This window comes from Paramagnetospirillum sp. (assembly GCF_058402745.1).
In genome coordinates this window covers 128,064-151,247 of sequence record NZ_JBZVFI010000019.1, presented here as the reverse complement: position 1 = coordinate 151,247, position 23,184 = coordinate 128,064, and the positions used below count along the sequence as shown (strand labels likewise).

Below are 23,184 nucleotides of genomic sequence, written 5' to 3'. Positions count from 1 at the left end.
CCGGCCGCCGGTGCTAGAAGATGGACGGCAGAGTCATCGCGCAGGGAACATAATGTCCGGGAACCCGTCGCCGCCCTGGCATATCCTGACCGACACCGACATGGTGGCGGCGCTGATGGACGTCATTCCCCATCCCATTTTCTTCAAGGATCGGAATGGCCGCTATCTCGGCTGCAACAGCCATTTCTGCCAGATGCTCGGATTCGGCCACGACGAGGTGGTGGGCAAGACCGTGTTCGAGATCGCGCCGTCCAACCTGGCCCAGGTCTATCACGAGGCGGACATCAGGCTGATGGAGGCGGGCGGCACCCAGTGCTACGCCTCGTCGGTGAAGTACGGCGACGGGCTGACCCGGCGCGGCGTCTTCTTCAAATCGGTGTTTCACGACAAGAGCGGCGTGGCCGCCGGGCTGGTCGGCATGTTCTATCCGATGGAGTTCATGCTCCACGTCATCGACATGTGACCGTCAGGCGGCGCGGGGTGTCGCCTGACGCCGGCGCAGCAATTCGATGCTGGCCAGCGACCAGATGGGGGTTCCCTGGACCTTGCGGTCGGCGACGATGCGCTCGACCAGGGTCAGGGGAACATTGCGAATCCATTCCTCGAGCACGGCGGCGTCTCCTTTTGCTGCAATGCACAATGACTGTATCGCCGATGGCCGGCCTGATTCCACGCCCGTGAACGCAGGGGCGCCATGCCCGAAGCGCAATGGTCATACCAGCGCCTCGCCCCGGCCATAGGTATGTCTACGAAATTCGGTTGCATATCCTGGCGCCACGCGTGCATAATACCGGATGCGGACCCGGACCTCTTTGAGGCCGGGTATTTTTTTGCCTGGGGAGTTCTGCAATGGCCGAGAACAACAACTCCAATCCTCCGAACGACCAGCATGCCGACGATCAGCATGATGGCGCGGAGAACGCACAGCAGGCGCTTGACGACCTGACGGTGCTGCAGAACGTCCAGAACCAGAATTTGGGCGATGCCCGACTGAACGTGGCGCGAGCGGTTGACGTCAGCGACACCCAGCTCGGCAACCTCGCCAACGTGCAGCAGGGCTCGACGGGCAGCCCGCAGGTGCAGAACCTGGGCGGCATCGCTGGCGGCGCGAACATCGCCATCGACGTGGAGATCGAATCGTCCAAGGACAATTCGGTCGCTCCGCCCGAGCTGGAAAGCCTGGCGGTGGACATTCGGGAAGAGGCCGCGGCCATCACGGTCAACCCGGGTGGCGCCAAGCCGCTCAACGTGCGCGAGCTTCCCGACCTGGCGCGTCCCGACGCGGAGTTCAAGGAGCAGGATCCGGCCCTCGGCCAGCCGGTGACCCTGACCCCTCCCGGCGGGTTCGTCGCCAACGCCCTGGCGCAGGAAGGCGTCCCCGAGGCCCCGGCCGCCGAGGAAGAGGCTCCCGAGGACGAGGCGCCCGAGATTCAGGCGGCGGTCAATCAGGGGCCGACGGCGCGAGACAGCGAGGTGACCACCGTCGATGACGATGCTCCGATCACCGGCGTCGTCCCTGCCTTTGATGCCGATGGCGACACCCTGACGTTCTCGCTGGTCGATGCCGCCGGCAACCGTGTTACCAGCCTCGATACGACATACGGTACTGTCACTATCAATCCGGCCACCGGCGAATATACCTTCACGCCGAATGATGAGGCGGACAATATCCAGCTCGGCGCGTCGGCCCGCGACAGCTTCACGGTCTCCGTCGATGACGGGCAGGGCGGAACGCCCACCATCGCCAATGTCGGGGTGAACATCACCGGAAGCAACGACGGTCCGACCGTTTCGGCGGCCGACCTCAGCACCGACGAGGATACCGCCATCAGCGGAACCGCCGCCGGCCACGACGTGGATAACGGCGATACGGTGAGTTATGCCCTGTTGGACGCCAATGGCAATCAGGTGACAAGCCTGGCGACCGACCATGGTGTGGTGACCATCGATGCCGAAACCGGCCAATATACCTTCACCCCCGGTGACGCGGCGGGAAGTCTTGGGGTTGGCGATGTCGCCAAGGACACCTTCAAGGTGGTGTCCATCGACAATCATGGCGCGGTCAGCGAAGCCGATCAGGTCCAGGTGACCATCAGCGGTTCCAATGACGGCCCGTTCGTCAGCGATACGGTGGTTCTGGCCGGCGGTGACGAGGATAATTCCATCACCATCACCCGCGATCAGCTGCTCGCCAATGCCTATGACGTGGACGGCGGCGATCTTGAGATCTCCAACCTCAACGCCACCAACGGCACCATCGTCGATAATGGGAACGGCACCTATACCTTCACCCCCAACGCCAATTTCTTTGGCGAGGTGGACCTCGCCTACACCATCAGCGATGGCCAGGGCGGAACGGTTGCCGGTACGGCGAAGTTCGATGTCGCCTCGGTGAACGACGGCCCGACCACGGCCAACGTGACCTTGGATGGCGGTACCGAGGATCAGTCGGTCATCATCAAGGCCAGCGATCTGCTGTCCAATGCCGGCGATATCGATGGCGGCACCCTGTCGATCAGCGGCCTGTCGGCCGCCAACGGCACCATCGTCGATAACGAGGACGGCACTTATACCTTCACCCCCAATGCCAATTTCAATGGCCAGGTGGAGTTGAGCTATACCATCGAGGACGGCCAGGGTGGTTCCACCCCCGGTACGGCCACCTTCGACCTCGCCTCGGTGAACGACGCGGCGGTGATCAGCGGCGACGCCTCGGGCGGCGTGGGCGAGGACGGCACCCTGGTGACCGGCGGCGATCTCGACGCCACCGACATCGATTCGGCCACCACCTTCGTGGCGGCCAGCCAGAGCGACGATTACGGCACCTTCGCGGTGAACGCCGACGGCCAGTGGTCCTACACCCTGGACAACGAGTCCGAGGCGGTGCAGTCCCTGGCGGCGGGCGAGCAGCTGACCCGCACCTTCGAGGTGCAGACGGCGGACGGCACCACCAAGACGGTGAGCGTCACCATCGACGGCGCCAACGACGCGGCGGTGATCAGCGGCGACGCCTCGGGCGGCGTGGGCGAGGACGGCACCCTGGTGACCGGCGGCGATCTCGACGCCACCGACATCGATTCGGCCACCACCTTCGTGGCGGCCAGCCAGTCCGACGATTACGGCACCTTCGCGGTGAACGCCGACGGCCAGTGGTCCTACACCCTGGACAACGAGTCCGAGGCGGTGCAGGGCCTGGCGGCGGGCGAGCAGCTGACCCGCACCTTCGAGGTGCAGACGGCGGACGGCACCACCAAGACGGTGAGCGTCACCATCGACGGCGCCAACGACGCGGCGGTGATCAGCGGCGACGCCTCGGGCGGCGTGGGCGAGGACGGCACCCTGGTGACCTCGGGCGATCTCGACGCCACCGACATCGATTCGGCCACCACCTTCGTGGCGGCCAGCCAGTCCGACGATTACGGCACCTTCGCGGTGAACGCCGACGGCCAGTGGTCCTACACCCTGGACAACGAGTCCGAGGCGGTGCAGGGCCTGGCGGCGGGCGAGCAGCTGACCCGCACCTTCGAGGTGCAGACGGCGGACGGCACCACCAAGACGGTGAGCGTCACCATCGACGGCGCCAACGACGCGGCGGTGATCAGCGGCGACGCCTCGGGCGGCGTGGGCGAGGACGGCACCCTGGTGACCGGCGGCGATCTCGACGCCACCGACATCGATTCGGCCACCACCTTCGTGGCGGCCAGCCAGAGCGACGATTACGGCACCTTCGCGGTGAACGCCGACGGCCAGTGGTCCTACACCCTGGACAACGAGTCCGAGGCGGTGCAGTCCCTGGCGGCGGGCGAGCAGCTGACCCGCACCTTCGAGGTGCAGACGGCGGACGGCACCACCAAGACGGTGAGCGTCACCATCGACGGCGCCAATGACGCGGCGGTGATCAGCGGCGACGCCTCGGGCGGCGTGGGCGAGGACGGCACCCTGGTGACCTCGGGCGATCTCGACGCCACCGACATCGATTCGGCCACCACCTTCGTGGCGGCCAGCCAGTCCGACGATTACGGCACCTTCGCGGTGAACGCCGACGGCCAGTGGTCCTACACCCTGGACAACGAGTCCGAGGCGGTGCAGGGCCTGGCGGCGGGCGAGCAGCTGACCCGCACCTTCGAGGTGCAGACGGCGGACGGCACCACCAAGACGGTGAGCGTCACCATCGACGGCGCCAATGACGCGGCGGTGATCAGCGGCGACGCCTCGGGCGGCGTGGGCGAGGACGGCACCCTGGTGACCGGCGGCGATCTCGACGCCACCGACATCGATTCGGCCACCACCTTCGTGGCGGCCAGCCAGAGCGACGATTACGGCACCTTCGCGGTGAACGCCGACGGCCAGTGGTCCTACACCCTGGACAACGAGTCCGAGGCGGTGCAGGGCCTGGCGGCGGGCGAGCAGCTGACCCGCACCTTCGAGGTGCAGACGGCGGACGGCACCACCAAGACGGTGAGCGTGACCATCGACGGCGCCAACGACGCGGCGGTGATCAGCGGCGACGCCTCGGGCGGCGTGGGCGAGGACGGCACCCTGGTGACCTCGGGCGATCTCGACGCCACCGACATCGATTCGGCCACCACCTTCGTGGCGGCCAGCCAGAGCGACGATTACGGCACCTTCGCGGTGAACGCCGACGGCCAGTGGTCCTACACCCTGGACAACGAGTCCGAGGCGGTGCAGTCCCTGGCGGCGGGCGAGCAGCTGACCCGCACCTTCGAGGTGCAGACGGCGGACGGCACCACCAAGACGGTGAGCGTCACCATCGACGGCGCCAACGACGCGGCGGTGATCAGCGGCGACGCCTCGGGCGGCGTGGGCGAGGACGGCACCCTGGTGACCGGCGGCGATCTCGACGCCACCGACATCGATTCGGCCACCACCTTCGTGGCGGCCAGCCAGAGCGACGATTACGGCACCTTCGCGGTGAACGCCGACGGCCAGTGGTCCTACACCCTGGACAACGAGTCCGAGGCGGTGCAGGGCCTGGCGGCGGGCGAGCAGCTGACCCGCACCTTCGAGGTGCAGACGGCGGACGGCACCACCAAGACGGTGAGCGTCACCATCGACGGCGCCAACGACGCGGCGGTGATCAGCGGCGACGCCTCGGGCGGCGTGGGCGAGGACGGCACCCTGGTGACCTCGGGCGATCTCGACGCCACCGACATCGATTCGGCCACCACCTTCGTGGCGGCCAGCCAGAGCGACGATTACGGCACCTTCGCGGTGAACGCCGACGGCCAGTGGTCCTACACCCTGGACAACGAGTCCGAGGCGGTGCAGTCCCTGGCGGCGGGCGAGCAGCTGACCCGCACCTTCGAGGTGCAGACGGCGGACGGCACCACCAAGACGGTGAGCGTCACCATCGACGGCGCCAACGACGCGGCGGTGATCAGCGGCGACGCCTCGGGCGGCGTGGGCGAGGACGGCACCCTGGTGACCTCGGGCGATCTCGACGCCACCGACATCGATTCGGCCACCACCTTCGTGGCGGCCAGCCAGTCCGACGATTACGGCACCTTCGCGGTGAACGCCGACGGCCAGTGGTCCTACACCCTGGACAACGAGTCCGAGGCGGTGCAGGGCCTGGCGGCGGGCGAGCAGCTGACCCGCACCTTCGAGGTGCAGACGGCGGACGGCACCACCAAGACGGTGAGCGTCACCATCGACGGCGCCAACGACGCGGCGGTGATCAGCGGCGACGCCTCGGGCGGCGTGGGCGAGGACGGCACCCTGGTGACCTCGGGCGATCTCGACGCCACCGACATCGATTCGGCCACCACCTTCGTGGCGGCCAGCCAGAGCGACGATTACGGCACCTTCGCGGTGAACGCCGACGGCCAGTGGTCCTACACCCTGGACAACGAGTCCGAGGCGGTGCAGGGCCTGGCGGCGGGCGAGCAGCTGACCCGCACCTTCGAGGTGCAGACGGCGGACGGCACCACCAAGACGGTGAGCGTCACCATCGACGGCGCCAACGACGCGGCGGTGATCAGCGGCGACGCCTCGGGCGGCGTGGGCGAGGACGGCACCCTGGTGACCTCGGGCGATCTCGACGCCACCGACATCGATTCGGCCACCACCTTCGTGGCGGCCAGCCAGAGCGACGATTACGGCACCTTCGCGGTGAACGCCGACGGCCAGTGGTCCTACACCCTGGACAACGAGTCCGAGGCGGTGCAGTCCCTGGCGGCGGGCGAGCAGCTGACCCGCACCTTCGAGGTGCAGACGGCGGACGGCACCACCAAGACGGTGAGCGTCACCATCGACGGCGCCAACGACGCGGCGGTGATCAGCGGCGACGCCTCGGGCGGCGTGGGCGAGGACGGCACCCTGGTGACCTCGGGCGATCTCGACGCCACCGACATCGATTCGGCCACCACCTTCGTGGCGGCCAGCCAGTCCGACGATTACGGCACCTTCGCGGTGAACGCCGACGGCCAGTGGTCCTACACCCTGGACAACGAGTCCGAGGCGGTGCAGTCCCTGGCGGCGGGCGAGCAGCTGACCCGCACCTTCGAGGTGCAGACGGCGGACGGCACCACCAAGACGGTGAGCGTCACCATCGACGGCGCCAATGACGCGGCGGTGATCAGCGGCGACGCCTCGGGCGGCGTGGGCGAGGACGGCACCCTGGTGACCGGCGGCGATCTCGACGCCACCGACATCGATTCGGCCACCACCTTCGTGGCGGCCAGCCAGTCCGACGATTACGGCACCTTCGCGGTGAACGCCGACGGCCAGTGGTCCTACACCCTGGACAACGAGTCCGAGGCGGTGCAGTCCCTGGCGGCGGGCGAGCAGCTGACCCGCACCTTCGAGGTGCAGACGGCGGACGGCACCACCAAGACGGTGAGCGTCACCATCGACGGCGCCAACGACGCGGCGGTGATCAGCGGCGACGCCTCGGGCGGCGTGGGCGAGGACGGCACCCTGGTGACCTCGGGCGATCTCGACGCCACCGACATCGATTCGGCCACCACCTTCGTGGCGGCCAGCCAGAGCGACGATTACGGCACCTTCGCGGTGAACGCCGACGGCCAGTGGTCCTACACCCTGGACAACGAGTCCGAGGCGGTGCAGGGCCTGGCGGCGGGCGAGCAGCTGACCCGCACCTTCGAGGTGCAGACGGCGGACGGCACCACCAAGACGGTGAGCGTCACCATCGACGGCGCCAACGACGCGGCGGTGATCAGCGGCGACGCCTCGGGCGGCGTGGGCGAGGACGGCACCCTGGTGACCTCGGGCGATCTCGACGCCACCGACATCGATTCGGCCACCACCTTCGTGGCGGCCAGCCAGAGCGACGATTACGGCACCTTCGCGGTGAACGCCGACGGCCAGTGGTCCTACACCCTGGACAACACCTCGGACGCCGTGCAGTCCCTGGCGGCGGGCGAGCAGCTGACCCGCACCTTCGAGGTGCAGACGGCGGACGGCACCACCAAGACGGTGAGCGTCACCATCGACGGCGCCAACGACGCGGCGGTGATCAGCGGCGACGCCTCGGGCGGCGTGGGCGAGGACGGCACCCTGGTGACCTCGGGCGATCTCGACGCCACCGACATCGATTCGGCCACCACCTTCGTGGCGGCCAGCCAGTCCGACGATTACGGCACCTTCGCGGTGAACGCCGACGGCCAGTGGTCCTACACCCTGGACAACGAGTCCGAGGCGGTGCAGGGCCTGGCGGCGGGCGAGCAGCTGACCCGCACCTTCGAGGTGCAGACGGCGGACGGCACCACCAAGACGGTGAGCGTCACCATCGACGGCGCCAACGACGCGGCGGTGATCAGCGGCGACGCCTCGGGCGGCGTGGGCGAGGACGGCACCCTGGTGACCTCGGGCGATCTCGACGCCACCGACATCGATTCGGCCACCACCTTCGTGGCGGCCAGCCAGTCCGACGATTACGGCACCTTCGCGGTGAACGCCGACGGCCAGTGGTCCTACACCCTGGACAACGAGTCCGAGGCGGTGCAGGGCCTGGCGGCGGGCGAGCAGCTGACCCGCACCTTCGAGGTGCAGACGGCGGACGGCACCACCAAGACGGTGAGCGTCACCATCGACGGCGCCAACGACGCGGCGGTGATCAGCGGCGACGCCTCGGGCGGCGTGGGCGAGGACGGCACCCTGGTGACCGGCGGCGATCTCGACGCCACCGACATCGATTCGGCCACCACCTTCGTGGCGGCCAGCCAGAGCGACGATTACGGCACCTTCGCGGTGAACGCCGACGGCCAGTGGTCCTACACCCTGGACAACGAGTCCGAGGCGGTGCAGTCCCTGGCGGCGGGCGAGCAGCTGACCCGCACCTTCGAGGTGCAGACGGCGGACGGCACCACCAAGACGGTGAGCGTGACCATCGACGGCGCCAACGACGCGGCGGTGATCAGCGGCGACGCCTCGGGCGGCGTGGGCGAGGACGGCACCCTGGTGACCTCGGGCGATCTCGACGCCACCGACATCGATTCGGCCACCACCTTCGTGGCGGCCAGCCAGAGCGACGATTACGGCACCTTCGCGGTGAACGCCGACGGCCAGTGGTCCTACACCCTGGACAACGAGTCCGAGGCGGTGCAGTCCCTGGCGGCGGGCGAGCAGCTGACCCGCACCTTCGAGGTGCAGACGGCGGACGGCACCACCAAGACGGTGAGCGTCACCATCGACGGCGCCAACGACGCGGCGGTGATCAGCGGCGACGCCTCGGGCGGCGTGGGCGAGGACGGCACCCTGGTGACCTCGGGGACGCTGAACGTCTCCGATGCCGATGCCGGTCAGGCCAAGGTTCAGGCGGCCACCATCCAGACGGATGAGGGCACGTTCCATGTGGCCGAGGATGGCCAGTGGAACTTCTCGCTGAACAACGCCAATGCCGACGTGCAGGCCCTTGGGGTCGGCGAGAGCATGACCAAGACCTTCACGGTCACCTCCGCCGACGGTACCGGCACCCAGGAGGTGACGGTGACCATCAGCGGCTCCAACGACGGGCCGGTGGTGAGTGGCGCGGTGGATCTCGGCGATACGGCCGAGGACAATTCCATCACCTTCACGGCGCAGCAATTGCTGGGCAATGCTTCGGACATCGATGGCGACACCCTGTCGGTGAGCAACCTGTCCGCCACCAACGGCACCATCACCCAGAATGCCGACGGGTCCTATACCTTCACGCCCAACGCCGATTTCAACGGCGACGTCAACATCACCTACACCGTCTCGGACGGCCATGGCGGCACCACCACGGGGTCGGCGACGCTGGACGTTACGGCAGTTGACGATGACAGCGTCATCACCGGCGACACCACCGGTTCGGTGACCGAGGACGGCTCGCTGGTGGCTTCGGGCGACCTTGACGCCACCGATGCCGACCAGGGCGGCGGCCATGCCAACAACGGCCATGGCAACGGTGACCAGGAGGCGCCCGGAAATTCCGGCGGCAACAACAATGCCGAGAATTCCGGCAACAGCGGCCAGGGCAACAGCGGTCAGGGCCAGGGCGGCCAGGGCCAGGGCGGCCAGGGCGGCGACGATCAGGCGGCCTTCGTCGTCTCGAGCCAGAGCGACGAGCACGGCACCTTCACCATCAATGCCGAGGGCAACTGGTCGTATACCCTGAACAACGCCTCGGAGGCGGTGCAGTCTCTGGGGGCCGACGACCATCTGACCAAGACCTTCACGGTGCAGACCGAGGACGGCACCACTCGGAACGTCACCATCACGGTGAACGGCGCCAATGACGGCCCGACCACCGGCGAGGTGAGTCTGGCCGCCGGTACCGAGGACCACTCGGTCACCATCCGGGCCAGCGACCTGCTGTCCAATGCTTCCGACGTCGATGGCGATACGCTGTCGGTGAGCAATCTGTCGGCGAGCAACGGCACCATCGTCGATAATGGCGACGGCACCTACACCTTCACGCCCACCACCGATTTCAGCGGCGAGGTGGAGCTGTCCTACACCATCTCGGACGGCCAGGGTGGCAGCACCCAGGGCACGGCCAGCTTCGACGTGGCGGCGGTGGCGGACGCGCCTGTCCTGTCGGCCTCCGACATCACCGTGGACCTTGGCGCCGGCCAGAACCAGACCCTGAACGGAAGCGCCAACAACGATACCCTGAGCGGCGGTTCGGGCAATGACGTGGTCAACGGTTCGTCGGGCAACGACGTTCTGTATGGCGACGGCACCGGCACCGTGACGGTTCCGCTGAACATCAGCGACCGCTTGGCGGATGCCGATGGCTCCGAATCCCTGGGCAGTGTCACCATCGGCGGCCTGCCGGCGGGCGCGACCCTGTCGGCCGGCACCCAGAACGCCGACGGCACCTGGACTCTGACTCCCGGCCAGCTGTCCGGCCTCAGCGTGACCACCACCGAGGGGACCAGCCTGCACCTGAGCGTGACGGCGACCTCGACCGAGGCGTCCAACGGCTCGTCGGCCAGCACCACCACCAGCTTCGATATCACCTTCGGCGGCACCGCCGCCGGCAACGATACCCTGGACGGCGGCGCGGGCAACGACAGCCTGTTCGGTGGCGCCGGCAACGACACCCTGTCGGGTGGCACGGGCTCGGACCTGCTTGACGGCGGCGACGGCAACGACGTGCTGAACTACTCGACCGACGGCTCCTGGAGCGGCGGCTTCGTGGCGAAGAACGTGGGTGACCCCACCCATGGCGGCACCAACGAGACCTATTCCATCACCGGCGCCGGCGACAGCCAGGACGTGTTCCGGGGCGGTGCCGGCACCGACACCCTGGTGATGGGCGGCGGCAATGACGCCCTGTTCCTGGATGACGGCTACAGCGCCTCGCCCACCGGCGGCGCGCGCATCGACGGCATCGAGAGCATCAATGCCGGCGACGGCAACGACGTGGTGGATCTGACATCGACCCAGTATGCCTACGGCGACGTCACCATCGACGGCGGCTCGGGCAATGACGTGCTGATGGGCAACCAGGGCAACGACATGATCCTGGGCGGCACCGGCAACGACGTTCTCTATGGTGCCTCGGGCAACGACACCCTGCTGGGTGGCGACGGGGCCGATACCCTGAACGGCGGCTGGGGCGCCGACAGCATCAGCGGCGGGGCCGGCAACGACCTCGGCGTGGTGGTCGGCGGCCAGAGCAGCGGCGACGTTTACGACGGCGGCGCCGGCAGCGACACCATGAAGGTGCAGCTGTCCACCGCCCAGTATACCGCCGAGGTGCGGGCCGAGTTGCTGGAGTTCCAGGCGTTCATGGCCGATCCGGCCAATCAGGGCCAGAGCTTCCACTTCGACACCCTGGGGCTCGACGCCTCCAATTGGGAAAGCCTGAAGGTCAGCGTGGACGGTCGCGAGATCTCGCTGGAGAATCCGCCGACCGTGAGCAGCATCACCAACGTGGCGACCGACGAGGATCACTCGGGCGCCGGCCGCGTGGTGGGAAGCGATCAGGACGTGGGCGACAGCGTGCGCTACCACCTGATGGACGCCAACGGCAACCAGGTGGACAGCCTGTCCACCGCCCACGGCACGGTGACCATCAATTCCAGCACCGGCGAGTACACCTTCACTCCCAATGCGGGCGCCCAGGCTCTGCGGGCCGGCGATGTGCAGACCGACAGCTTCAAGGTGGTCGCCACCGACGGCACCATGACCAGCGCTCCCTCCACGGTGGCCGTCACCATCGCCGGGTCCAACGATGGCGCGGTGATCACCGGCACCACCGTCGGCACGGTGGGCGAGGACGGCAATACGGTCGCCACCGGCACGCTGACCGTGGCCGATGTCGATGCCGGCCAGAACCACGTGCAGGCCGGGTCGGTGCAGACCGACGAGGGCACCTTCACCATCGGCGAGAACGGCCAGTGGACCTTCCAGGTCAACTCGGCCAACGCCGACGTGCAGGCGCTCGGCGCCGGCGAAAGCATGACCAAGACCTTCGCCGTGGCCTCGGCCGACGGCACCGCCACCCAGAACGTCCAGGTGACCATCACCGGCAGCAATGACGGCCCGGTGGTGAGCGGCGCGGTGGATCTCGGCGACACCGCCGAGGACAATTCCATCACCTTCACCAAGGCCCAGCTGCTGGCCAATGCCTCGGACGTGGATGGCGACACGCTGTCGGTGAGCAACCTTTCCGCCACCAACGGCACCATCAGCGATAACGGCGACGGCACCTATACCTTCACGCCCACCGGCGATTTCAGCGGCAACGTGGATGTGAGCTACACGGTCACCGACGGCCATGGCGGCACCACCAGCGGCACCGCTTCGCTGGATGTGGGCGCCATCGCCGACGCGCCCGAACTCAGCCTGAACCTGGGCACCGGTTCCTCGGTGACCCTGGGCGGCGAGTCCGAGGACGTGACCATCAGCCTCGCCAACATGAACGCCACGGACAGCGGCTTCTCCGTCTCCGCCGTCAAGCTGGACGGTTCGGCTGGCACCTTGTCCACCCATACCGGTCCCGCGGGCTTCGGCGTGGCTGGCGGCGCTTCGGGCGACTCCACCGAGCTGGGGCAGTCGGGCGGCCGGTCCGAGAAGATCGTCGTCAATTTCGACAACGATGTCTCCACCGCCGACGTCAAGTTCGCCTGGCTGGCGTCGAACGAGAAGGCCCATTACGACCTGTTCCGCGATGGCGTGAAGGTGGGCGAGGGCACCGTGACCGGCATCACCGATTCGGTCGATCCGGCCATCAGCCTGCATGCCACGGATAACGGCGGCTTCGATCAGATCGTGTTCTCGGCGCCTGGTGGCGGCGACAACGACTTCCTGATCAACTCCATCAGCTTCGAGGCGGTCGAGCCCGGCGAGCAGGTGGTGGATTATCCGCTGAACGTCGCGGCCAATCTGAAGGATACCGACGGCTCCGAGAGCCTGACGGTCACCCTGACCGGCCTGCCCGATGACGCGGTGATCCTGAACGCCGCCGGCCAGGTGGTCGGCACCGACAACGGAGACGGTACCTGGTCGCTGCCTTCCGGCGACCTGGACCAGCTGACGCTGCGGGTGCCGGCGGGCGCCGACGCCTTCACCCTGGGCGCCACCGCCACCGCCACCGAAGCCGATACCGGCGCCATCGTGCGCACCGCCTCGACCTCGGCAAGCGTCGACGTGGGCGAGTTCAACCAGGGCCCGGTGGCGGGCGACGACAGCACCATCGACGCGGCGGCCGATGCGCCCGCCCTGTCGGTGGATCTGGGGGCCTCGGTCGCCGAGACCCACACCAGCACCACCACCACCACCACGGCCAGCCCGTTCACCTTCTCGGTTTCCGGCGTGTCCGACATCAATCCGTCCACCACGACCACGGTGGCGGGTGGCACGGCGGTGACCGGGACCTCGGGTAACGACGCGGTCAGGATCAGCGGCGATACCTGGGCTTCGGTCAGCACCGGCACGGGCGACGACAATGTCGTGGTCAACGGTTCGTTCTGGAACGTCGGCATGGATACCGGCTCCGGCAACGACGCCATCAAGATCAACGGCAGCCTGGGCGGCACCGTCAATGCCGGTGACGGCAACGACGCGGTGCAGATCGGCGGCGATGCCAGCGGCTCGGTGTTGACCGGCGCGGGCAACGACAGCGTCAAGGTTGGTGGTGCCGTCAACGCCACCCTGAACCTGGGCGATGGCGACAACGCCATGCAGGTGGGCGGCTCCGTGAATTCGGGGGTTACCGCCGGGTCGGGCAACGATACCGTTCTGGTGGGCGGCAACGCCAACGCCGCCATCAACCTGGGTGACGGCAACAACACTCTCGAGGTCAAGGGCGACGCCAATTCCGGCGGCAACATCACCACCGGAAGCGGCAACGACAAGATCCACATCGATGGCATCGCCAACGGCGGTTCCGTCACCACCGGCGCGGGCGACGACGTGGTGGTCATTGACCACGGCATCAACGGCGGCAAGGTGAACACGGGCAGCGGCAACGACGCGGTCTATGTGTCGGGCAACGTCTACGCCACCATCGACGGTGGTTCGGGTACCGACTCGATCCAGCTGGGCAGCTACACCAAGGCCCAGTACATGGCCGACAGCCAGCTGCAGCAGCGTCTGGCCAATTTCGAGAACATCAAGTTCTCGGACGGCCAGGTGATCGGCGACGCTTCGGCCTTCGGCGGCACCACGACCACCACCACGACCACCACCACCTACAAGACCCCGCTGACCATCGAGGCCACGCTGAACGACAATGACGGCAGCGAGACCCTGTCCTCGGTGACCCTGGACAACATCCCGGCGGGCGTGACCGTCGAACTCGGCGGCCAGACCCTGGCCGCCAACGCCGACGGCAGCTACACCGTGCAGGTGAGCTCCGGCTCGCCGGTGACCCTGACCCTGGTCAGCTCGTCGCCGGTCACCGAGAACACCCTGTCGGGCATCACCACCTCGGTGTCCTCCACCGAGGCCAACGGCGGCGACGTTTCGGTCACCACCGTGCTGGGCATCGGCAGCGAGGCCGGCACCAACGAGGGTGCCCAGGCCATCGAGACCAACGAGGACAAGGCCCTGACCATCAAGGCCTCGGACCTGCTGGCCAACGACAGCGACGTCAACGGCGACACCCTGACCATCACCGGCGTCGGCAACGCGGCGCACGGCACGGTCAGCCTCAACCCCGACGGCACCATCACCTTCACGCCGGATGCCAACTACCACGGCACCGCCACCTTCGAGTACACCATCAGCGACGGCAAGGGCGGCACCGATACGGCCACCGTCACCGTGCAGGTGGACGACGTCAACGACCTGCCGGTGATCACCTCGGTGACCAACGGCACGGGCACCGAGGATCACGCGGTGAGCGGCTCGGTGCAGGCGACCGACATCGACGGCGACTCCCTGACCTACTCGTTCGGCACCCAGGCCGACGGCTCGCCAATCACCTCGCTCGACACCGGTCACGGCACGGTGACCATCAATTCCGAGACCGGCGAATACACCTTCACCCCGGACGCCAACTGGTCGGGCACCGACAGCTTCGCCGTCACCGTCAGCGACGGCAACGGCGGCACGGTGACCCAGACGGTCAGCGTCGATGTGGAGGCTGTGGCCGACCGGGCGACGGTCGCGCTGTCCATCGGCGAGGGCACGGTCAATCCGGGCGGCAGCTTCACCGTCACCAACAACGACGCCAGCGCCTCGGCCGGCTACCACAACACCTACGGCTATTACGTCATGGACGATAATGGCAACCCGGTGAGCGGCGGCGTCATCTGGAAGGATGTCCACGACACCAACGGCCAATCGGTCACCATCGAGGGCGTGGACCCCGACCGGGTCGGCTTCTTCATCATTCCCAACGGCGACCAGAACTCCAGCATCCGCGACGGCTCGGCGGTGACCTTCACCCAGGATTCCTCGGGCAACTGGCAGGCACTGAACGCCAATGGCACCGTCCTGACCGGCGAAGGCGCCAAGGTCCTGTTCGACAACAAGGACCTCAATTCCGATGATCGCGATCACCTCCAGGATCGCAGCAACGTCACCGGCAACCAGAACTGGGAAGACCTCAACGGCGGCGGCGACAACGACTTCAACGACGTCAACATGAGCGTGTCGTGGAACGCGGCCGAGCCGACCTCCACCCACGATGTCGATGTGACGGCCCGCTTCCCCGACATGGACGGTTCCGAGGGCCATACGGTGGTCCTGAGCGGCCTGCCCGCCGGTGCCATCCTGTCGCAGGACGGCGTGGCGCTCACTCCCGGTGCCGATGGCTCCTACACCCTGAACGCTTCGGACCTGGACGGGCTCACCCTGACCACGGCGCCGGGCTTCACCGGCGAGATCGAACTGTCGGTGACCGCCACCAGCGTGGACGGCTCCAGCACGGCTTCGGCCTCCGCCCAGGCCGAGGTCACCCTCGACCTCGGCAACGAGGGACCGGATACCGGCGCGGCCGAAAGCGTCCGCACCGCCATCAACACCTCGGTGAGCGGACAGGTGGAAGCCACCGACGCCGACGGCAACGAGCTCAACTTCACCCTGGCGACCGGCAACGACGGCGCCCAGCATGGGACCGTGGTCCTCAATCCGGACGGCACCTTCACCTATACGCCGACCGGCAATTACAGCGGCACCGACACCTTCAAGGTCGTGGTGTCCGATGGCCATGGCGGCACCACCACCGAGACGGTGACGGTCACCGTCGAGAACGGCGCGCCGACCCTGACCACCGCCAACGCCGCCACCGCCAACGACCACAGCGCGGTCACCGGCCATGTGAGCGCGGTGGACGCCAATGCGGGCGACACCGTCAGCTACTCGCTGGTGGACGCCAGCGGCAACCATGTGAACAGCCTGGTCACCGACCACGGCACCGTGACCATCAACACCTCGACCGGCGACTACACCTTCACGCCCAACGCGGCCAATGCCAGCCTGGGCGTCGGCAAGTCGGTCACCGACAGCTTCAAGGTGGTGGCCACCGACAACCACGGCGCCGAGTCCAATGTGGGCACCGTCAACGTCACGGTGACCGGCTCCAACGACGGGCCGGTGGTCTCCTCGGTGACCGGCGGTACCGGTAACGAGAGCACCACCAACGCCGCCACCGTGGTGACCGGCAAGATCAACGCGTCCGACGTGGATACCGGCGACAGCCTGAGCTACTCGGTGGTGTCGGGCGGTACCCATAACGGCACCCTGTCCGTGGCCGCCGACGGCACTTACACCTTCACGGCCACCGACAAGAACTGGCACGGCACCGACAACTTCACGGTGCAGGTGTCCGATGGCAAGGGCGGCGTGGTCAACCAGACCGTGGCCATCACCGTCAACGCCCAGGCCGACGCGGCGACCATTTCCGCCGCCGACGCCAGCCTGGCGGCCCAGGGCAGCGTGACCACCACGGTCAGCTCCACTGAAAAGTATGCCGAAGGCTCTTCCGCCAACGACATCATCAACGGCAGCTCTGCAGCCGACCTGATCTACGGCGACGACGCCCAGGGCGACACGGCGGTGACCGTCAAGCTGAACCTGTCGGCGGCGGCGATTTCGGGCGAGTCCATCGGTTCCGTCACGCTGTCCAACATTCCCGGCGGCGCCACCCTGTCGGCGGGCATCAAGAACGCCGACGGCAGTTGGACGCTCACCCCCGGCCAGTTGACCGGCCTGACCATGACCTCGACCAACGGCGTGGGCGGCACCATCAACATGGCGGTCACCACGCTGGACGGTAACACGACGGCGGTCACCACCTCGTCGTTCAAGGTGAACTTCGACGGCGGCTTCAACGACACCATCACCGGCGGCGCCGGCGCCGACACCATGTTCGGCGGCGTGGGCAACGACGTGTTCAAGGTGTCGGGCAGCACCGACGGCGTGGGCGATACCTTCGACGGCGGCATCGGCACCGACACCATCCTGGGCAGCAGCGGCAGCGATACCCTGCACGTCACCAGCAACCTGTCCAACCTCCGCTCCATCGAGACCATCGACATGGGGTCGGGCACCGACACCATTTCCGCGACGGGCGGCAACGACATCCTCGACTTCTCGCGCGTCACCCTGAAGGGCGTCGAGGTGATCGACGCCGGTACCGGCATCGACACCGTCACCGGTTCGGCTTCGGCCGAGACCATCCTGGCCGGCGCGGGCAACGACACCGTGGTGGCGCTGGGCGGCAATACGGCGGGCGACGTCTATGACGGCGGCACCGGCACCGACACCCTGACCGTGGACCTCAGCCCGGCCGAGTACACCACGGCGGTGCGGACCGAACTGATGAGCTTCGCCTCCTTCGTGGCGGATGCGGCCAATGCGGGCAAGAGCTTCACCTTCAACTCCCTGGGCGGCCTCAAGGTCAGCAATTTCGAGCAGCTGACCGTGACCGTCGATGGCGACGAGGTGGATCTCAACCATCCGCCGGCCGTTACCAGTGTCGAGACCAACTACACCACCGGCCATGCCGATGGCGCGGTGCACGTCACCGACGCGGACGGCGACAGCTTGACCTACTCGTTCGGCACGGCGGCCAACGGCACGCCCATCACCTCGCTGAATACGGCGCATGGCGTCGTGACCATCGACAGCCATACGGGCGAGTATCACTTCACCGCCACCGACAGCGGCTTCAAGGGCACCGACAGCTTCACCGTGACCGTCAATGACGGCATGGGCGGCGTCACCACCCAGAAGGTCGCTCTGGACTTCAACCCCGGCGACGACGCCACCGTGGTGACCGGCCCGACCACCCTGGCGGGCACTTCGGAAGATACCCAGATCTTCATCACCACCGAGCAGTTGCTGGCCAATGCCACCGACGTGGACAACACGCTGCACGTGGACAACCTGACCGCCACGGACTCGCAGGGCAACGTGGTGGGGACCTTCATCCAGGCCACCGATGCCGAGGGCAACGAAGGCTACGCCTTCACGCCCAACGCCAACTGGTCGGGCGACGTCACCATCGGCTATGACGTGGTGACCGATACGGGCATCGCGACCCGCACCAGCGGTACGCTGAACGTGGAGGCCAACGCCGACGCGGCCACCGGCTTCGACGCCTCCATCGCCTCCAAGGGGGCCTCGACGGCTCATCTCGGCGACGATACCGGCAAGATCACTGTCTATGTGGACGCCAAGAAGGATGCCAATTACGACCTGTATGTGGGCGACACCAAGGTGGCGTCCAACGTCAAGATCACCTCGTCCGGCAGCTGGGAGGCCCACACCTACACCGTGGACAATTCCCTGCTGACCGGTGGCGCCGACGTCAAGATCGTCTCCACCACCGGCAACTGGAACTCCAACGACGTCGTCGTCGATCGCGTGGTGATCAACGGCATCAACGTGGAGGCGGAGAACTCGGCTCACAGCTCGGGCGCGTCCCTGACCTACAGCTACAACAACACGGCGGCCGAGCGCCTGTACAACACCGGCGACTGGGTCAATTTCAGCGTCGACTCCTCCATCACCCGCACGGCCAGCGGCTATACCCTGAACATGCAGGGCGCCCTGGTGGACACCGACGGGTCCGAGGACCTGACCTACCATATCGACGCCCTGGCGTCGGGCGCCTCGCTCAGCTACAGCGGCAACGAGGGCACCCTGGTGCACAATGCCGATGGCAGCTGGGACTTCCAGGTGGACAGCGAGCATTACGACGGCGCCGTGTCCCTCGACCTGAACGTCACCTCCGGCACCTCCGGTTTCGACGTCCATGTCTCGGCCGTCACCTCCGAGGGAAGCAACCTGGACAGCGCCTCGGTTGACGAAATCGTCCATTGCGACGGCGCGGCGGCGGGTGGTGGCACCACCATTCCCGGCATCACCCTGGTGGGCAACGCGGGCGACGACAACATCGTTGGCACCGTCGGCAACGACCTGCTGCTGGGTGGCAAGGGCGGCGCGGCCTACCGCTACTCGGGCGGTGGCCATGGCGGCAGCGGCTGCGGCTGGTCCATCGTCGAGAACGATACCAACGACGTCATCAGCGCCGGTGCCGGCGATGACGTGATCTACGGCGATGCCAAGATGTCCAACGGCTACATCGTGGTGACCGGCTCGGGCAACGACGTCCTGGACGGCGGCTCGGGCAACGACCAGATCCACGGTGGCCGCGGTAACGACACCATCACGGGTGGCTCCGGCGACGACGTGATGTGGGGCGACCAGGGCAACGACACCTTCCTCTTCGACTTCGGCTTCGGCCATGACGTGGTGGACGGCGGTCGCGGCTCCAACTGGACCGACACCATCGATCTGACCAATGACGATCAGATCGCCTCGGTCAACATCGAAGGCGGCGCCAACTGGACCGTCACCGTCGATGCCGACGGCCACCATACGGCTCAGTTGGCCAATGGGGCCCAGGATGCAAAGGGCACCATCGTGGTTACCAACGCCGATGGCAGCCAGGACACCATCGAGTTCACCAACATCGAGAAGGTGGTCTGGTAACCGCGGCAACCGGCAAGGACAAGGGGGCCGCCCCTCGGGGCGGCCCTTTTTTTGGGAGTGGGGGATGGAGCGGCTGGGGCGTTACGAGGTCAGACGGCATCTGATCGACACCACCTTTTCCCGGCTTTTCCTGGCCATGGACCCCGCGCTGGGGCGATTGGTGGTGATCAAGCTGTTCGCGGTGTCGGCCAAGGCAGCCGAGCCGCCGTTCACCCGGCGCGAATGGCTGCGCCGCTTCGTGACCGAGGGCCGTATCATGGCCGCCATTCACCATCCCAACGTCCTTGGCGTGCATGAGATCGGCCGGGCCGAGGACGGAACGCCTTATCTGGTGCTGCCCTTCATGCCGGTCAACCTGCCTCGCCTGATCGGCTTCGATGTGGCCGAGGCGGGGATGAATGACATCGAACTTCCGAAAAGCCTGCCTTCCGCCGTCGCCCTTCGCATCCTGCTTCAACTCCTGGCCGCGCTGGCTTACCTGCACAGGCAGGGAATCGTCCATCGCGACGTCAAGCCAAGCAACATTCTGTTGACCTCGACGGAGAAGGGGGTGGTCAAGCTGTGCGATTTCGGCATGGCGCGCCGGGGCGATAGCCCGGATGCCGCTCCCCGGGCATGGTTCGGCACGCTCGACTACATCAGCCCTGAACAGCTGCGTGGCACCGGGGCGGTGGACGGCAAGGCCGACGTCTATTCGGCCGCCGTCCTCGCCCATCGCATGCTTTGCGGACGATTGCCCGCCAAGCCGGGGGAGGGGGCGGGCATGGTGGACCTCGCCCCCGACGTTCCGCCGGTTCTGCGAGATTGGGTGGCGGCCGCCCTTGATCCCGACCCGGCCCGCCGCCCCGATGCCGACCAGTCCCTGGGATGGTTCAGGGACCTCGTCTAGGACCTTGCCGTAGCGTCGATCGGCTTGCCTTGACGGCGGTCGGGGGCGCATGATGGAAGACTGAACCAAGCGGCCGGACCTTGATGATTTCCTCCATCGCCTCGACGACGTTGCTCAGTGGCCTCGCCACCCAGTCGCGGGTTGCCGGGAAGGCCGCCGACAACATCGCCAACCTCACCACTCCCGATTATCAGGCCCAGAGGGGGCAGGTGGTCTCGGCCGGCCCGGCCGGGGCGCGTTATGTGCCGCTGCCGCCCGAGGGCGGGGTTGACCTGCTGCGCGAGGTGGTGGATCTGGGCCAGGCGAAGCAGGCCTATATCCTGGCCGCCCGCACCTTCTCGCGTGTCGCCAGGACCGAGAAGGACGCACTGGACGTCCTGGCCTGAGGAATTTCCGCTCCATGACCGACAAGCCCAAGGCCTATCTCGCCGGCCCGGCGGTGTTCCATCCGGCCGCCAAGGCCCTGCTCGACTACCTCGTCGAGTTGTGCGGCCAGCATGGCCTGGTGGGTGTGGCGCCGTTTGAGCCGCAGGCTGATCATCTGACGCTGCCGCCGGCCGAACTGGCGACGGTGATCCGTCAGGGCAATATCCTGCGGATTCGGGAATGCGATGTGGTGATTGCCTGCGTGTCGCCGTTTCGCGGCCCCGGGGCCTGTCCCGGAACCACCTGGGAGATGGGCTACGCCGAGGCCCTGGGCAAGCCGGTGATCGCCTGGTCCGAGGATATGCGGCCCTACAAGGAGCGCGTCCCCCATGACCGTGACGAGGATGGGCGCCTGTTTTGCCGCCAGCACGGCATGGTGGTCGAGGATTTCGGGCTGGTGGAGAACCTGATGTATGCCGCCGCTCCCGCCGAGGTGCTGCCCGTTCTGGAGGCGGCGATCAAACGGGCGCGGCAGCTGGCCGAGATTCATCGCCCAGCGGCAGGGTGAAGTGGAAGGTGCTTCCCGCACCGGGGCTTGATTCCACCCAGATATGGCCTCCCAGCCGGGTGACGATCCATTTGCAGATGGCCAGTCCGACTCCGGTTCCGGCGTAGCCGGAATGGGGGTGGAGGCGGCGGAACAGCTCGAACACGTCCTGCTCCGTGGGGTCGAAGCCGATACCGTTGTCGGCGATGGAAAACAGCCATTGCCGATCCTGGCGCACGGCGGCGACCTCGATGCGTGGAGTGAGTCCGGCCTTGCGGTACTTGATGGCGTTGCCGATCAGGTTCTGAAATATCTGGATCAGCATGACCGAATCGGCGTTGATGTCCGGCAGGGGGGCCACGACGATCTCCGCTCCGCTTGAATCGATGGCCTCGCGCAGGTTGTTGAGGGCACTTTGGCAGGCCGCCCCGGCCGACACCAGTTCGATCCGCCCTTCGCTCCGGGTGGTGCGGGAATAGGCCAGCAGATCGTTGATCAGGTCGTGCATGCGGATGGCTCCGCCGGTGACCAGCTCGATGTATTGCCGTCCGCGCTCGTCCAGGCCGCCGCCATAATCGCGTTCCAGCAACTGGGCGAAACAGGCGATGGTCCGCAGCGGCTCCTGCAGGTCGTGGGAAGCCACGTAGGCGAAGCGCTCCAACTCGCTGTTGGCCTCGGTCAGGATTTCGACGGTCTTGGCCAGTTTTTCGGCGTGGGTGCGGCGATCTTCCTCGGCGCGGATCCGGTCGGTGACGTCACGCACGATATGAAAGCCGCCCGAAGGGATGCCTTCGGGACCGGGGAGCGAGCCGTAGCTGGTCTCGAACCAGGCGGTGTCGCCATCCATGGTGAGCGATTGCAACTGGACGAAGGACTCGCCGGCCAGGGTTCTGTCCCAGCATTCCGAGAACAGGCGGTGGCGGTCGGGAACGTGGCCGAACAGCTCGTCGATGGACATGCCGATCCTGGCGTCGCGGCCGAAGAAGTTCCAGCACACCGCCTGGTAGCGGGGATTGAAGGCGGTCAGGCGCTTGTTGCGGTCCCAGGCGGCGATCAGATCCTGCGACCCCCGCATGATGCCGGACAGGCGGGCGTTGACCTCGGTCAGCTCGCGGTTGGTCTCGGCCAGGGCGGCGCCGCGCCGGTTCAGTTCCTTTTCCCACCGGGCAAGCAGCACCAGCAGCAACAGGGCCGTCACCAGGACGAAGGCGCTTCCTTTGGCCATTTCCAGCAGGGACGCCAGGCCGGGAGGCTCGTCGACGCCGATCCACACGGCGGCCGACGACAGGAATATCCAGCTCAACCCGACGGCGGCATATATGCCGGTAATGCGCCATGCGACGGTCAATGTGGCAAATCCCCTGGTGGAAAGACAATGCGACTGGATCAGCCTAGCAGAGTATCAGGCGGCTGGCACCTGAATGAGCTTGGGACTTCATGCCTGGGAACCGAATAGCGCTCTCGCCCCACTCTCGTC

Annotated in this window: 7 protein-coding genes; 5 read left to right on the top strand and 2 right to left on the bottom strand. The window is 67.1% G+C overall.

Going from position 1 to position 23,184, the window contains the following annotated elements; genetic code table 11:
- Nucleotides 1-52: 52 nt before the first annotated feature.
- Nucleotides 53-463, top strand: a complete 411-nt coding sequence (locus ACV4UZ_RS20165; protein ID WP_491602580.1) for a PAS domain-containing protein — start codon at nt 53-55, stop codon at nt 461-463.
- Between the two features lie 3 nt (nt 464-466).
- Here the strand turns inward: ACV4UZ_RS20165 and ACV4UZ_RS20160 are convergent, their stop codons facing one another.
- Nucleotides 467-610, bottom strand: coding sequence for a hypothetical protein (locus ACV4UZ_RS20160; protein ID WP_491602579.1), 144 nt, complete (start codon nt 608-610; stop codon nt 467-469).
- Nucleotides 611-849: 239 nt separating this feature from the next.
- Here ACV4UZ_RS20160 and ACV4UZ_RS20155 point away from each other — a divergent pair, with 239 nt between their 5' ends.
- The 4 genes from ACV4UZ_RS20155 to ACV4UZ_RS20140 all read left to right on the top strand — a co-directional run bounded on the left by ACV4UZ_RS20155 (nt 850) and on the right by ACV4UZ_RS20140 (nt 21,728).
- A complete protein-coding gene (locus ACV4UZ_RS20155; RefSeq protein ID WP_491602578.1) occupies nt 850-19,905 on the top strand; it encodes a VCBS domain-containing protein in 19,056 nt (6,351 codons plus the stop codon).
- A gap of 64 nt (nt 19,906-19,969) precedes the next feature.
- Nucleotides 19,970-20,794, top strand: coding sequence for a serine/threonine-protein kinase (locus ACV4UZ_RS20150; RefSeq protein WP_491602577.1), 825 nt, complete (start codon nt 19,970-19,972; stop codon nt 20,792-20,794).
- An 83-nt stretch (nt 20,795-20,877) separates the two neighbouring features.
- Nucleotides 20,878-21,180 (top strand): hypothetical protein, encoded by a 303-nt coding sequence (locus ACV4UZ_RS20145; RefSeq protein WP_491602576.1) that lies wholly within the window; start codon nt 20,878-20,880, stop codon nt 21,178-21,180.
- A gap of 14 nt (nt 21,181-21,194) precedes the next feature.
- Entirely contained in the window at nt 21,195-21,728 is a 534-nt protein-coding gene (locus tag ACV4UZ_RS20140; RefSeq protein ID WP_491602575.1) for a nucleoside 2-deoxyribosyltransferase, read from the top strand.
- On the opposite strand, the gene ACV4UZ_RS20135 is transcribed toward ACV4UZ_RS20140, so the two are convergent.
- Nucleotides 21,679-23,010, bottom strand: coding sequence for a sensor histidine kinase (locus ACV4UZ_RS20135; RefSeq protein WP_491602574.1), 1,332 nt, complete (start codon nt 23,008-23,010; stop codon nt 21,679-21,681). The two genes, ACV4UZ_RS20140 and ACV4UZ_RS20135, sit on opposite strands and share 50 nt — an antisense overlap.
- Nucleotides 23,011-23,184 lie beyond the last annotated feature (174 nt).

Bases quoted from the DNA above. Each gene is read 5' to 3' on its own strand.
- ACV4UZ_RS20165 (WP_491602580.1), top strand. From the start codon at position 53: ATGTCCGGGAACCCGTCGCCGCCCTGGCATATCCTGACCGACACCGAC.
- ACV4UZ_RS20155 (WP_491602578.1), top strand. From the start codon at position 850: ATGGCCGAGAACAACAACTCCAATCCTCCGAACGACCAGCATGCCGAC.
- ACV4UZ_RS20150 (WP_491602577.1), top strand. From the start codon at position 19,970: ATGGAGCGGCTGGGGCGTTACGAGGTCAGACGGCATCTGATCGACACC.
- ACV4UZ_RS20145 (WP_491602576.1), top strand. From the start codon at position 20,878: ATGATTTCCTCCATCGCCTCGACGACGTTGCTCAGTGGCCTCGCCACC.
- ACV4UZ_RS20140 (WP_491602575.1), top strand. From the start codon at position 21,195: ATGACCGACAAGCCCAAGGCCTATCTCGCCGGCCCGGCGGTGTTCCAT.